Origin of the sequence: Actinoplanes sp. KI2, from assembly GCF_025630775.1 — a bacterium.
Classification (GTDB): domain Bacteria; phylum Actinomycetota; class Actinomycetes; order Mycobacteriales; family Micromonosporaceae; genus Actinoplanes.
In genome coordinates, this window is the sequence record NZ_JAOSZE010000003.1 from 232,084 (window position 1) to 246,480 (window position 14,397).

Genomic DNA, 14,397 nt, shown 5'->3' on the forward strand with positions numbered 1-14,397 from the left:
GGGCCAGAAGGGCATGCCAAAGGAGGGCACAGCATGAGCGAGGTGATCGAGCTGGCCGGTGTTACCAAGACGTACCCGGGCGGGGTCACCGCGGTGCGTTCGGTCGACCTCGCCGTCGAGTACGGCGAGCTGGTCGCGATCGTCGGCCCGTCCGGCTCGGGCAAGTCCACGATGCTGCATCTGATCGGCACGCTGGACCGCCCGAGCCGGGGCACCGTGCGGATCGACGGGCACGACGTGGCGACGCTCTCCGACCGGCAGCTGTCGGCGTTGCGGGCGCGCCGGATCGGCTTCGTCTTCCAGCAGTTCCACCTGGCCCCGGGCCGGAGCGCGGTCGCCAACGTGGCCGACGGACTGCTGTACGCCGGCGTACCCAGGAAGGAGCGGGAGTGGCGCGCGGAGGCCGCGCTGGTCCGCGTCGGCCTGGGTGACCGGCTCACCCACCGCCCGCACCAGCTCTCCGGCGGCGAGCGTCAGCGAGTCGCCATCGCCCGCGCGGTGGCGGGCGACCCGGCCGTGCTGCTCGCCGACGAGCCGACCGGCAACCTGGACTCGGTCTCCGGGGCCGGGGTGGTCGAGCTGCTGCGCGAGCTGAACGACAGCGGCACCACGGTGCTGGTGATCACCCACGATCACGAGATCGCGGACAGCCTGCCGCGGCAGGTGCCGATGCGGGACGGCGCGGTGGTCCCACATGTCTGAGAAATCGGTTATGCGGCCGGCCCGCCTGCGGGGATCGGACCTGCTGCGGCTCGGCGGCACCGGACTGCGGGCCAGGCCGTTGCGCGCGGTGCTCTCCGCCCTCGGCATCGCGATCGGCATCGCGGCGATGACCGCGGTGGTCGGGATCTCGTCGTCCAGCCGGGCCGACCTCGATCGTGCGCTGGCCGCCCTCGGCACCAACATGCTGACCGCCGCCCCGGGCCAGACCATGTTCGGCAAGAGCGCGAAGCTGCCGGACACGGCGGTCGCGATGGTCCGGCGGATCGGTCCGGTGCTGTCCGCCACGGCGACCGGGTCGCTGGACGACGCGCACGTGTATCGCACCGACAAGATCCCGACCGGGCAGACCGGCGGGATCGGCGTGCTGGCCGCGCAGCTCGACCTGCTCAAGACGGTCGGGGCCAGGATGGCGAGCGGTACGTGGCTGAACGCGGCGACCGACCGCTATCCGGCGGTCGTGCTCGGCGCGGACACCGCCCGGCGGCTCGGGAACGTGCCGGCGGTCTGGATGCAGGGCCGGTGGTGGACCGTGATCGGCGTCCTCGCCCCGGTGCCGCTCGCCCCGGAGCTCAACTCCGCGGTCCTGGTCGGCTGGCCGGCGGCGGGCAGCTACCTGGGGTTCGACGGTCATCCGACGACGCTCTACACCCGGGCGGTCGAGTCCCAGGTCGAGTCGGTGCGGGCCGTGCTGGCCGCCACCGCGAACCCGGAGAATCCGAACGAGGTGAAGGTGTCCAAGCCGTCCGACGTGCTGGCCGCCAAGCGGACGACGAACGCGACCTTCACCGCCCTGCTGCTCGGCCTGGGCGCGGTGGCGCTGCTGGTCGGCGGCATCGGGGTGGCCAACACGATGGTCATCTCGGTGCTCGAACGGCGGGGCGAGATCGGCTTGCGGCGATCGCTCGGCGCCACCAAGAGCCAGATCCGGGTGCAGTTCGTCACCGAGGCGCTGCTGCTGTCGCTGCTCGGCGGCCTGGGCGGCGTGCTGCTGGGATATCTGGTGACCGGGGCGTACTCGACCACCCAGCGGTGGCCCACGGTCGTGCCGCTCTGGGCGCTGGCCGGCGGTGTCGGTGCGACGGTCGTGATCGGCGTGATCGCCGGCCTCTACCCGGCCATCCGCGCGGCCCGGCTGGCGCCCACGGAGGCGTTGGCCACCGCCTGAGGCAATTCGCCCATTGTGGACTTCGGCCGTTCGGTCGCCTGGTGCGGCCGAACGGTCGAATCACTCGTGTCGATACGCCTCGTATTTTCATCGTTATCACCAACGGAGGTGGCCCGTGGGGCGGGTGCTCGTGGTGGAAGACGATGACCGGATCGCCGGGCTGGTGGCGCGGGCGCTGCGGGCCGAGGGCCATGCCGTCGACCGGGCCGCGACCGGGACCGACGCGCTGGAAGCGGCGCTGACCACCGAGTTCGACCTGATCATGCTGGATCTCATGCTGCCCGACCTCGACGGCACGGTCGTCCTGGACAAGGTCGTCCGTGCCCGGCCCGAGCAGCGGGTGTTCGTCCTGTCCGCGGTGCCCGAGATCGGCGCCCGGGTGGCCTGCCTCGAAGCCGGCGCCACCGACTTCCTCGGCAAGCCGTTCGCGGTCGCCGAGCTGGTGGCCCGGGTGCGCACCCGGATGCGGGCGCCGGCGCCCGGCGCCCAGCGGCGCTGGCTCGCCATCGGCCTGGTCCGGCTGGACCTGCGGCTGCACCGGGTGCTGGTCGGCGGCCGCGAGATCGACCTGTCCCAGCGGGAATACCTGCTGCTCCGGCACCTGATGGAGCGGGTGGGTCAGGCGTGCACGAGGTCGGAGCTGCTCGCCGACGTGTGGGGCATGATGTTCGACCCGCGCAGCAACGTCGTCGACGTCTACGTACGCCGGCTGCGCAGCAAGCTCGACGATCCCGATCGAGTGGAGACGGTGCGCAATGTCGGCTATCGCTTCCTCCCGGGTTAGCCCGCTGCTCATTCCGCTGCTGGTGGTCGCCGGAGTGATCAACCTGGTGCTCATGTACCTGCTGCCCGGCGCCGAGACCATCCCGTTCCACCTGGTCTGGATCGGTCTCTCGGTGGCGTACGGCCTGGTCACCTGGCCGCTGCGGCCGATGCTCTGGGTGCTTGGCATGGTCGCCGTGACTACCGGCTACGTGCTGTTCCACCATGCCGCCGTCGGGGCGATCGGCTGGGAGGAGACCACCGAGGTCCCGCTGATGACCGCCGTCTTCGTGGTCATGGTCTGGCACGTCCGCCGCCGCCAGCAGACCAACGCCGAGCTGGCCCGGCTGGCCGAGGCCGAGCACCGGCGGGCCGAGGCCCGGGACCACTTCGTCCGGCTCGCCTCGCACGAGCTGCGCACCCCGATCACCGTCGCCCGCGGCTACGCCGAGCTGCTGCGATCGGTGGCGGTGGACCCCACGGTGATCGCCGACAGCACGATCGTGCTCGAGGAGCTCGACCGGCTCGCCGGCATCACCCATCGGCTGGTGACGCTGGTGCAGCTGGAGGGTGCCGACGTACGGGAGGTCGCAGACGTCGACGACGCGCTGGTCGCCATCGTGGAGCGCTGGAAGCCGGCCGCCGACCGGCGATGGCGGGTGTGCTCGTCGATCGGCCGGGCATCGTTCAACCCCGAGCGGCTCAAGGCCGCGGTCGACTGCCTCGTGGACAACGCCATCAAGTTCACCGACCTCGGCGACGCGATCTCGGTGGAGGGCACGGGCACCCCGGAAACCTGGACCATCACCGTCACCGACTCGGGGCCGGGCATCTCCCCGGAGAACCTCAACCGGATCGCCGCGCTGGGCGCCGACGGCCTGGGCGTCACCGCCTCCGGCACCGGCCTCGGGCTGGCCACGGTGAACGCCGTCGTCCGCTCCTGGAACGGCCGGCTGGACATCACCGTGCCCTCGTCCGGCGGCACGGTGGTCCGGATGGAATTTCCCCGCCAGGCGTCCTTCCATGACGGTCACATGACAGTCCTGTCATGATCGCGTTACTCCCCGTGCCGACGGAACCATCATCGGCCTGATGCCCGGCACACCGCCGGCGTGTCACGCGTGGGAGGTGGGGTCCGATGCGGGATCGACGGTGGCGCGGAATTGCCGGGATGTCGGTCGTTGCGGTCGTCGTCGCCCTGCTGCCCCCGGTGGTGTTGGCCCAACCCGCGGCGGCCGCGACCGCATGTCCCGCCGGCGGCTGCGCCGTGACGGTCGACGTGCGCGACTACCCGACCGGGCAGCCGCTCGCCAACTTCAACTACCTGATCAACCTGGACAACACCAGGCTGCCCGGTGATCCGCTCGCGCTCAGCACCGAGAGCAACAGCCCCATCGTGGCCGAGGGCAACCAGGATCGGACGACGGTGAACCTGCCGGCCGGCCGCTACCTGATCTCGGCGCGGGCCCTCGACCACAAGATGTGGGGCGCCTACCTCACGCTGCCGAACCCGGCCACCGCGGACGGCTCGGCCACCGCACGCGTCGACCTCACCGTGGCGAGCGACGACCACCCGCTGCCGCTCGGCAAGATCCGGGTCTTCGCCTTCGACGACAACGCCTGGACCAACGGGGCGCCGGACACCGAGGAGGGCGGCCTCAACGGCTTCACGGTTGACCTCAAGGAGCAGACCCAGAGCGACGTCACCGTGGACTACCACAACAAGCCGCTGTGCGGCGGGCAGTGTCTCACCGACAGCGACGGCTTCACCCAGATCAACGACCTCGGCCCGGCTACGTACTACATCGAGGTGCACCCGCCGGACAAGCCGTGCAACGCCAACCCGGACAGCCGGTGGCACCAGACCACGACCATCGACGGCGGCCTGCAGCTGCTGGCACCGGTCGAGGAGGGCAGCGACGGCACCGGCGCGCCCGGCGAGCAGCTGTGGGAACCGCCGAACGCGCGCACCGCGTACTGGTTCGGGTTCGCCTGCTCGCCGCAGCCGTTCGCGCGCAGCGGGACCGGCGAGATCACCGGGCAGGCCCGGAACTGGGTGGAGTGGGCGCCGTACACCACCGGCACCTACAACGACCCGGTCGAGAACCCGTTCGTGGCGCTCTCCGACTCGACCACCGACCAGACCGTCTACGTCGGGCAGGGCGACGGCGCCGGCAACTTCGACATCCAGAACGTCCCGGCCGGCACCTACAACCTGGCCATCTGGGACGAGCAGCTGAGCTACATCATGCGGTTCAAACCGGTGACGGTGACCGCCGGGCAGACCGTCGACGTGAACGACACCGGCGACGACGGGCAGACCGGGATCGGGGTGTCCCGCTGGTTCGGCTGGCTGGACGGGCACGTCTACAAGGACACCAACGGCAACGGCAAGCTCGACCCCGGTGAGCCGCTGATCGCCAACACCGACATGGACCAGCGCTGGCGGGACGGCTCGATCAAGGAGGCCACCTTCACCGACGCGCACGGGTACTACCAGTACCCGACCGCCGAGGGCGGGCCGCTCGGCCGGTGGATCATCAACGAGCAGGGCTTCGCGCGGTTCTCGGCGTACCCCGGACCGTCCGTGCACGACGAGCACACCGGCGCGGTCACGCCGTCCTGCTCGGCGACCGCGCCCGCGAACCCGTGCATCCCCACCGACCAGGGCGGCGGCCTGCTCACCAACCAGAAGCTGCTGGAGGGGCACCGGGCGACCGTCGACTGGGGCAAGCGCGACTACCCGGCCGGCACCCCCGGCCAGATCGTCGGGATCACCTACTTCGCCACCACCCGCAACGAGTTCGACGCCCGCTTCCAGAACCACGAGGACTACGAACCGGCCATCCCCGGCGTGACGGTCTACCTCGAGGGGCCCGGGCCGGACGGCGTGGCGAACACCGCCGACGACGTGGTGCTCAACAAGTACGTGACCGACAAGTGGCAGCAGCCGGACGCGAGCCAGGACCCGCAGCAGCCGGCCGGCAACACGTTCACCCAGAACTGCAACCCGATCCGGGACTTCGCCGGTACGGACATCACCAGCCAGTTCAACGCGCGGATCGGGCCGAACTGCCTCGAGGTGCCGCTGGCCGGCCAGCCCACCAAGGACGGCGCCTTCGACGGCGGCTACGCGTTCGCCGACTACTGCCCGGGCGGCTACGACCTGGCCGCCGACGACGGCACCTGCGTCGGCGGCGGAGATCCGCAGCCGCTGGCGGCCGGCACGTACATCACGCACGCGGTCATGCCGACCGAGGCGACCGACACCCGCGCGTGCGGCGCGGCGGTCAGCGCGGCCAAGGGCAGCGTGCCCGGCGGCGGCGCCGGCTGCCTCTACCGGCCGGTCCGCGAGGAGGACGTCAACGTCGACCTCGGCAACGTCTTCACCCCGGCCCTCCCGCCACCGCCGTGCGCCGGCGACGACCACGTCATCGACCAGTCGACCCTGACCCCGCGCAGCGTCTACTACGGCGTGGCCGGCGCGCACGCGCCGCTCTGCGACAAGCGGCTCGTGGTGCTCACCAACGGGCAGAACGCCAACGCCGACTTCCACCTGATGACGAACTTCCGGACCGACCCCAACGGCACCGACCCCGCCGACCGGCGGGTCGGGGACGTGGCCGAGCCGGGCCGCTTCGTCGGCCAGGTGTTCAACGACATCTACTTCGAGCGCAACCCGCAGTCGCCGTGGTACGGCGAGCCCCGCCCGATCGCCGGCATCCCAGTCGGCATCTACGCCCGGGTGGACACCACCCCGAACGCCAACGCCCCCTTCGACGAGAACAACTGGCGCCTGATCACCACCGTCACGACCAGCCCGGACGGCTCGTTCGAGGCTCTGCTGCCGTCGACCGAGACGTTCAACTGCCCGATCCCGCAGGGGCCGTGCCCCGGCATGTACCTGGTCAAGGTGGACGACCCGGGCAGCAAGGCGCACCCGAACGCGAAGTACAACCCGAACCTGCTGACCGCCACCACGCCGGCCGAGTCGTGGCCGGGCCTGACCACCCAGCTCGACCTGCCGCTGGACCCGATCTCCGGAACGGCGTGCGAGGACCCCGCCGTCCCGGCCCGGCCCGAACTGCTCCAGGTCTCCAGCCCGGTCGTGCCGGCCGGCGGCAGCCGGCAGATCACCGTGCAGGCGGACTTCATCGGCACGACCGGCACGGCGACCGGGACCACCGGCGTCCGCGCCACGCTCACCGACAACCGCGACGGCCAGGTGCAGACCCTGACCCGGGCCAACGGCGGCATCGTGAGCTGGACGCCGGGCAGCGGCAGCACGCCGGACACGATCGTGCTCAACGTCCCGGCGCTCAGCACGACCTTCCGGCCGGGGCCGAAGCAGCTGACCCTCACCACGGCCAACGCCAACGGCGGAGTGTCCACGGTCAACGGCCTCACGGTGCACGTGCTGGGCACGAACGGCACGATCTCGTACAACCCGCCGGTGGTGAACGTCCCGGCGCCGGCGACGAACCCGCACGCCCTGCAGAACGCGATCGACGCGGCGGCGGCCGGCAGTCTGCTGGTGCTCTCGCCCGGCGTCTACAACGAGAACCTCCTGCTCTGGAAGCCGCTCAAGCTCCAGGGCCGCGGACCGGGCGGGATCGTGGCGGCGCACGAGTTGCAGTCGCGCGACCCGGAGGACCCGCGCTTCAACATCCCCGGGACGGTCATCGACGGCCGCTACTTCCAGCAGAACGCCACCGACTACGACGCCGCGGTCGCCGCGCACGCCCCGTACGCCGGGGTGAGCGCCGCCCACCCGGTGCTGCGCGGGGCCGACATCACCGTGCTGGCCAAGAGCACCACGGCGTACGACATCGGCACCAGCGCGACCGCGTCGTTCAACCGGGCCCGGATCGACGGCATCGGCCTGAGCACCGGGCAGGGCGAGGGCGCCGGCGGCATCCAGCTCCAGGCGTCGATCAACAACATTCAGCTGACCAACAACGTGCTCGAGAACAACGGCGGCGTGGTCGCCGGCGGCATCGGGGTCGGCCAGCCGTACGACGACGGGGTCAACCACAACTACAACGTGCGGATCGCGAACGACCGGCTGATCGGCAACGGCGGGCTCACCCAGGCCGGCGGCGTCGGGATCTTCAACGGCGCCAACGCGTACGAGGTGGCCGGCAGCATCGTCTGCTCGAACTTCAGCGTGAACTACGGCGCGGGCGTCTCGCACATCGGGCTCAGCCCGGGCGGGCGCATCCACGACAACCAGATCTACTACAACGACTCGGTCGACTCGGGCGCCGGCCTGGCCATCGAGAGCGAGCTGCCGGTCGGCGGCGGGTCGCTCGGCGCCGGCACCGGACCGGTCGACGTGGACCGCAACCTGATCCAGAGCAACTACTCGGGCGACGACGGCGGCGGCATCTTCGTGCTGGACGCGCTCACCGCCGCGATCAACGTGCGGAACAACCTGATCGACAACAACGGCGCGGCCGACCTCGGTGGCGCGATCACCCTCGACGACGCGTCCAACGTCCGCCTGGTCAACAACACCGTGGCGAACAACGTGTCGACCGGGTCGTCCGAGGACTCGGACGGCAACCCGCACGCGGCCGGGCTCGCCTCCGAGGCCAACGACCCGCTGTTCCAGGCCATGTTGCCGACCGGCGCGCCGGACTTCTCCCGGCCCGCGGCGCTGTTCAACAACGTCTTCTGGGACAACGACGCGTTCACGCTGAGCTCGACCGGCCCGGGCGCGACGCTGGTCGACCGCGGGTTCATCGACTTCGAGGTGCACGGGACGCCGCGGAACGCCGACACCTTCACGCCGCGGTACTCCGACCTGACCAACGGGCAGAACCTCGGCCCGGACGGCGTGCTGCGCGCGGTGCCCGGCGGCCAGGGCAACCTGATCGGCGTCAACCCCGGCTTCGTGACGCCGTTCGTGGACGAGCTGACCGTGTCCGGCTCGCGGCTCGACCCGCAGACCGCGGCGGTCACCATCACCGGCCAGGACCCGCCGGTCGGGCTCACCGGCAACTACCACCTCGCGGCCGGCTCGGCCGTGGTGGACCGCGGCGTGCGCTGCTCGAACACCCCGGTGCCGGCCAACCTCAACGCCTGTGCGGCCACCGCGGTGGCGGCGCCCACCGTCGACGTCGACGGCCAGACCCGGCCGAACCTCAGCACGTTCCTGCTCTCCACGCCGTGGGACCTCGGCGCGGACGAGCGGCCCGGCCTGCCGCTGTTGCTGCCCACGCTGTCCGTCAGCCCTAGGAGGCCGTAGTGACCACCCGCCGGGACTTCCTTTACGGCGTGGCCGGCACGCTCGCCGCCGGCGTGCTCGTCGCCGACACCGGACCGGCCACCGCCGCCACCACCGGGCTGTCGCTGATCGCCACGGACGGATACATCACGGTGCCCGGCCGGGAGGGCAACCCGCTCTACATCTTCGGGTTCGTGCCGGTCAGCCCGTCGCTCACGATCGCCCAGCTGGCGAGCACGTACAAGGGGCACGCGCAGCACACCGCGCCGACCCTCGACTTCCGGCAGGACGACGACATCAAGATCACGCTGACCAACCTGGGCTTCGTGCAGCGGCCGGACCTCGCCGACTCGCACACCGTGCACTGGCACGGGTTCGACCTGCCGACCCCGCTCAACGACGGCGTACCCGAGGTGTCGATCGCGGTGCCGCCCGGCAAGCAGTTCACCTACTTCTACCGGCCGCACCGCGAGGGCACGTACATGTACCACTGCCACTTCGAGGACGTCGAGCATGTGCAGATGGGCATGACCGGGATCGTCTTCGTGCGGCCCCGGCAGGACGGCACCACGATCGGCGGGTTCAGCCGGTTCGCGTACAACGACGGCGACGGGTCGACCGGCTACCACCGGCACTTCGCCATCCTGCTGAACGAGCTGTGGAGCGACTTCCACGACGGGGACCGGGACATCCAGGAGACCATCCCGACCGACTACGACCCGCACTGGTTCACCCTCAACGGGCGCTGCTACCCGCAGACCGTGCTGCCCAACGACGACCCGGCGCTCCCGGCCGCGATGCGGATCGGCACGCCGAACCCGAACTACGACGGCGCGGTCGACCACAGCCAGCCGAACTCGGCGCTGGTCCAGCTCAACCCGGGGGAGCGGGCGCTGCTGCGGCTGGCCAACCTCGGCTACCAGCAGCACAGCATGCAGCTGCCGGGCATCCCGCTGCACGTGATCGGGCAGGACGCGTCCCCGCTGCGTACCGCCTCGTACTGGACCAACACCCTCTACCTCGGGCCCGGTGAGGCACGCGACGTGCTCTTCGACGCGCCCGCCTACGACCCGGCGCGCCCGTCCGGCACGGACTCCTGGGGCGCCTACAACGTCTACTTCCTCAAGAACCGGGACTGGCGAAAGCTGCAGAACTTCGCCTCCCCGGCGCCGGGACCGGGCGGCATGATGACCGAGGTCCGGGTGTACGCCCCGGCCCGCCCCCTGCCCGCACAGACCGTCGTGAGCCAGACCTATGTCTGAGGGGGCCACCATGAGGTTCGCGGCCGCATTGCTGCTCGCCGCCGCCGGCTGCCTGCTGGTACCGGGCCGGGCCGGCGCGATCCCGGCCGACGCGCCACCTACCGGCATGGTCTGCTCGCCGGGCGCCGTCTCCGGCACGACCCACACCTTCGACCTGGTGGCGCAGACCGGCTACATCGACACCCCGGACGGCAACAGCGTCTTCATGTGGAGCTACGCCGAGGCCGGCGGCCACTTCCAGAGCCCCGGCCCGGTGCTGTGCGTGACCCAGGGGCAGACGGTCGTGGTCAACCTGACCAACAACCTGGCCGAGCCCGCCTCGATCGTCTTCCCCGGCCAGGACGCGGCGGTCGCCGCCTCGGGCGGGAGCGCGGGCCTGCTGACCACCGAGGCGGCGGCGAACGGCGGCACGGTCAGCTACTCGTTCGTGGCCGGCAGCCCCGGCACGTACCTGTACGAGAGCGGCACCGACATCGCCAAGCAGATCGAGATGGGCCTGTACGGGGCGCTGATCGTGCGGCCCGCCGCGGGACCCGGCTACGCGTACGGGACGAGCACCGCCTTCGACTCGTCCCGGGAGTACCTGCTGCTGCTCAGCGAGATCGACTCCGACCTGCACCACGCCGTCGAGACCGGCGCCGCGTACGACGTGAACGCCCGCCGCGACCGGTACTTCGCGGTCAACGGCCGGGAGTTCCCGGACACCATCCAGGACAACGGCTCGTCGCTGCTGCCCAACCAGCCGTACGGTGCGCTGGTCCGGATCCAGCCGACCACCCCGACGTCGGCGCCCGCACTCATCCGCATGATCAACGTGGGTGCGCTGAACCACCCGTTCCACCCGCACGGCAACCACACGACGCAGATCGCCCAGGACGGCCGGCTGCTGCCGGCGGCCACCGAGCACTTCGGCGAGACCATCGCCTCCGGCCAGACCCTGGACTTCCTGCTCCGCTGGGACGACCAGGACAAGTGGGACGCGGCCACGAACCCGCTGCCGGTGCCGCCGCCGAACTACCGGGACGTCTTCTTCAAGGACAGCAACACCTGGTACGGCGGCAATCCGTACCTGGGTAGCAAGGGCATCCTGCCGAGCGGCGTGGTGAGCCAGAACATCTGCGGCGAGTGGTACTTCCCGTGGCACAGCCACGCGCTCAACGAGTTCACGAACTACGACCAGGGCTTCGGCGGCATGGCGACACTGCTGCGGGTCGACCCGCCCGGCGGCTGCTTCGCGGCGCCCGCCACGGCCACCCCGCTCGGCAGCGTGCTGAAGTCCGGCTCGGTCGCCGGGCTGGCCGCCGACGACACCAGCTATTACGCGGTCAACCCGCGGACCACCACCCGGCCGACCGCCACCACCGCGGCACAGACGTCGATCACGGTCGCCTCGGCCACCGGGTTCCCGGCGACCAACGGCTACTACGTACGGATCGACAACGAGGTCCTGCGGGTCACCGCGGGAGCGGGCACCGCGACGTGGACGGTGCAGCGCGGGCAACTCGGCACCACCGCGGCCACGCACGCCACCGGCGCCGTGGTCACCGCGCTGGCCACCGACTTCACCGCCGGGTTCACCGGCGTCCCGGCCGGATCGCAGCACCTCAAGGTGACCTACAAGGGTGCGAACTGCGCCACCACCACCGCCACCACATGTACGGCGCTGACCGCCAACCTGCCGCAGCAGACCGTGAAGATCTGCGACTGGACGGTCGGCGGCGCGGCCGGCTGCTCGACGCCGACCTCGCCCGGCTGGGTCACGCTGCCGCCGCCACCCGCGCAGCCGCAGGGCGTCGGCTCCACCGCCGTCGGCGCGACGTGGTCACTGCCGACCTCGGCCGCCTACCTCAACGCGGGGCAGGTCCGGGTGCTGGTGCACACCGAGCGGTACACGTCCCCCTCCCCGGCAGCGTTCTCCACCTGGGGAAATCTGCTGGCGCTCACCTACGACGCCCCTTAGGAGACGGTGATGCACGTACGCAAGGGCGCGCTGGTGCTGGCGCTCGTCGCCGCAGGGCTCTGCGCCCCGAGCCCGGCCTCGGCCGCACCCGTGGCGATCACCCTGTGCGCGCTGCCGGGCGCGGCCACCATGGCCGGCGGCGCAAGCGTCCCGATCTGGGGCTTCGCCACCGGCTGCGCGAACCCGGGCCTGCCCGGTCCGGTGCTGTCGGTCAACGTCGGCGACACGGTCGCGGTGACCGTCACCAACGCGCTGCCCGCGGGGCACACGCTGACCTTCGAGGCGCCCGGCATCACCTTCGACCCGGGCCCGGACTCGGCGCCGCCCGGCGGGACGGTGACCCGCACGTTCACCGCGAGCGCGCCCGGCACGTACCTCTATGAGAGTGGCGGTGACGCGGGCCGGCAGGAGGCCATGGGCCTGTACGGCGCGCTGATCGTCCGGCCGGCGACGCCGTCCTGGGACGTGGAGGCCCCGCTCGTGCTCAGCGCGATCGACCCCGCCTTCAACGCCGCCCCGGAGACCTTCGATCTGCACGCCTACCGGGCCACCTACTGGCTGATCAACGGGAAGTCCTATCCGGACACCGCGCCCGGCATCACCGCGGCCGGCGGCCAGCGGCTGCTGCTGCGATACCTCAACGCCGGGTACGACAACACCACGATGACCCTGCTCGGCATGCACGAGCGGGTGGTGGCGCGGGACGCCCGGCCGATCGACGGCACTCTCGACGTGACCGCCGAGACCCTGCCGGCCGGCGCCACCGAGGACGTCATCGTGACCGTGCCGGCCGGCGCGGGGCCGAGCCCGCACGGGTTCCCGCTCTACAACCGCCAGCAGCACCTCACCAACGGCGCGCAGACCGGCGTGAGCCCGGCCCCGGCCACCGGCGGCGGCATGTTGATCTTCATTCACCACTAGGAGGCGCTGTGAAACGCCTGGCTAGCGTCGTCGCCGGGGTGGTGGTCGCCGCGGCGGCCCTGTGGATCTGGCACGTGGCCCGGACGCCGGCCGGCTCGGTCGCCGCCGCCGTCCCGGTGCCGGTCGGCTGGGCCCGTCCGGCGGTGGCCCCCGACGACCTCGGCCAGGCCAGCGGCGTGACCATCACCCGGGTCGCGGTGACCGCCGGGGGCGGCCTGGTCGACCTGCGGTTCCGGGTGGTCGATCCGGACCGGGCGCACGCGCTGCACGACCCGGCCACCCCGCCGGCGGTCGTCGACGAGGCGTCCGGGCTGGTGGTGCACGACCTGCTGATGAACCACGAACACACCGGCGACTTCCGGGCCGGCGCCACCTACTACCTGGTGTTCACCAACCCCGGCAACTGGGTGCGGCGCGGCGCCCGGGTCACCGTGCTGCTGGGGAACGCGCAGGTCGAGCATGTCGCAGTGGTGTGAGGCAGCCCCCGGCGGGCGGGCCGCGGACCAGCTCGGCGACGTCGCGCCCCACGGCGTCGCCCTCAACTGGCTGTATCCGTGCCTGCTCGCCGGGCTCGTCGGCGGCATGCTGCTGGCGTTCGTCGCGCTGCCCCCGCGGGCGGCCCGCCGCGTGGTGCTCACCTACGCGGCGGGCTCGGGCGCGCTGGCCGCGGTGCTGGCAGCCGCTCTCGGCCGGCCGTGGCCGCTGGTCGCGGCGCTGGCCGTGCTGGCCGGCCTGGCCCGCGACCGGCGGTGGCGCTGGCTGCCGGCGGCCGCGGCCGTGCTGGCGGCGGTGCTCGCCGTGGTGGAGCCCGCCACGGTCTTCGCACCGCTGGGCGGCCTCGCGGCGTACGCGATGGCCCGCCACGAGGGCGCCGCGGTGCGGGACCACGCCGCGCCCCTCGTGGCGGTGGCCCTGATCCTGGTGGCCACCGCGGGTTTCCCGGCGCCGCCCGCGGCCACGCCCGCGCCGGTCGTGCGCGCCGGGGCGGTCGCCGATCTCACCGTCTCGGTGAACCAGACCGGCCGCGCGGTCACCGTCCGCACGGCCAGCGCCCGCCGGCCGCCGCCCGCGCCGATCGACGACGTCGGCCTGGAGCTCGACGGCCACCCGGTCGCGCTGCTGCCGGCCGTGGCCGGGCGGTACTCCGGCGTGGCGGACCTGCCGTCGGCCGGCACGAGGGTGCTGGCCGTCGTCACCGTGCGGCGCTCGGGGGAGCGGCTGACCGTCCCGCTGGCGTGGGTCGCGCCGGCCGCCCCCGCCTCACCCTCACGTCTGCCGGGCGCCGGCCTGCTGGTGCTCGCGGTGCTGATGCTCGCTGCCCTGCAACGGAAGGACCTGCGGTGAGGCGTACGGCTGGATTTGCCTTGGTAATTTT

At 72.1% G+C, this 14,397-nt stretch carries 10 protein-coding genes; all 10 read left to right on the forward strand.

The genetic code is table 11. From position 1 onward, the window contains the following. The first annotated feature begins 42 nt into the window (after positions 1-42). On the forward strand, positions 43-702 hold the full coding sequence (locus tag ODJ79_RS04460; RefSeq protein WP_263022100.1) for an ABC transporter ATP-binding protein: 660 nt from the start codon (positions 43-45) through the stop codon (positions 700-702). Next, positions 695-1,888 carry an ABC transporter permease gene (locus tag ODJ79_RS04465; RefSeq protein ID WP_263022016.1) on the forward strand — a complete coding sequence of 398 codons (1,194 nt, stop codon included), beginning with the start codon at positions 695-697 and terminating at the stop codon, positions 1,886-1,888. Before ODJ79_RS04460 ends, ODJ79_RS04465 begins: the two co-directional genes overlap by 8 nt. 133 nt (positions 1,889-2,021) lie before the next feature. Then, positions 2,022-2,672 (forward strand): response regulator transcription factor, encoded by a 651-nt coding sequence (locus tag ODJ79_RS04470; protein ID WP_263022017.1) that lies wholly within the window; start codon positions 2,022-2,024, stop codon positions 2,670-2,672. Next, entirely contained in the window at positions 2,644-3,702 is a 1,059-nt protein-coding gene (locus ODJ79_RS04475; RefSeq protein WP_263022018.1) for a sensor histidine kinase, read from the forward strand. The genes ODJ79_RS04470 and ODJ79_RS04475 overlap by 29 nt, the downstream gene beginning before the upstream one ends. An 86-nt stretch (positions 3,703-3,788) precedes the next feature. Next, the gene (locus ODJ79_RS04480) at positions 3,789-8,900 is read left to right on the forward strand and encodes a hypothetical protein (protein ID WP_263022019.1); all 5,112 of its coding nucleotides are present in this window, start codon (positions 3,789-3,791) and stop codon (positions 8,898-8,900) included. Next, the gene (locus ODJ79_RS04485) at positions 8,900-10,141 is read left to right on the forward strand and encodes a multicopper oxidase domain-containing protein (protein WP_263022020.1); all 1,242 of its coding nucleotides are present in this window, start codon (positions 8,900-8,902) and stop codon (positions 10,139-10,141) included. Before ODJ79_RS04480 ends, ODJ79_RS04485 begins: the two co-directional genes overlap by 1 nt. Before the next feature lie 10 nt (positions 10,142-10,151). Then, positions 10,152-12,101 carry a multicopper oxidase domain-containing protein gene (locus tag ODJ79_RS04490; protein WP_263022021.1) on the forward strand — a complete coding sequence of 650 codons (1,950 nt, stop codon included), beginning with the start codon at positions 10,152-10,154 and terminating at the stop codon, positions 12,099-12,101. A 9-nt stretch (positions 12,102-12,110) separates the two neighbouring features. Further along, entirely contained in the window at positions 12,111-13,022 is a 912-nt protein-coding gene (locus ODJ79_RS04495; protein ID WP_263022022.1) for a multicopper oxidase domain-containing protein, read from the forward strand. An 8-nt stretch (positions 13,023-13,030) separates the two neighbouring features. Continuing rightward, positions 13,031-13,498 carry a hypothetical protein gene (locus tag ODJ79_RS04500; RefSeq protein WP_263022023.1) on the forward strand — a complete coding sequence of 156 codons (468 nt, stop codon included), beginning with the start codon at positions 13,031-13,033 and terminating at the stop codon, positions 13,496-13,498. Beyond that, a complete protein-coding gene (locus ODJ79_RS04505; RefSeq protein WP_263022024.1) occupies positions 13,482-14,366 on the forward strand; it encodes a hypothetical protein in 885 nt (294 codons plus the stop codon). Before ODJ79_RS04500 ends, ODJ79_RS04505 begins: the two co-directional genes overlap by 17 nt. The last annotated feature ends 31 nt before the right edge of the window (positions 14,367-14,397 follow it).

Bases quoted from the DNA above. Each gene is read 5' to 3' on its own strand.
- ODJ79_RS04465 (WP_263022016.1), top strand. From the start codon at position 695: ATGTCTGAGAAATCGGTTATGCGGCCGGCCCGCCTGCGGGGATCGGAC.
- ODJ79_RS04475 (WP_263022018.1), top strand. From the start codon at position 2,644: ATGTCGGCTATCGCTTCCTCCCGGGTTAGCCCGCTGCTCATTCCGCTG.
- ODJ79_RS04480 (WP_263022019.1), top strand. From the start codon at position 3,789: ATGCGGGATCGACGGTGGCGCGGAATTGCCGGGATGTCGGTCGTTGCG.
- ODJ79_RS04490 (WP_263022021.1), top strand. From the start codon at position 10,152: ATGAGGTTCGCGGCCGCATTGCTGCTCGCCGCCGCCGGCTGCCTGCTG.
- ODJ79_RS04495 (WP_263022022.1), top strand. From the start codon at position 12,111: ATGCACGTACGCAAGGGCGCGCTGGTGCTGGCGCTCGTCGCCGCAGGG.
- ODJ79_RS04505 (WP_263022024.1), top strand. From the start codon at position 13,482: ATGTCGCAGTGGTGTGAGGCAGCCCCCGGCGGGCGGGCCGCGGACCAG.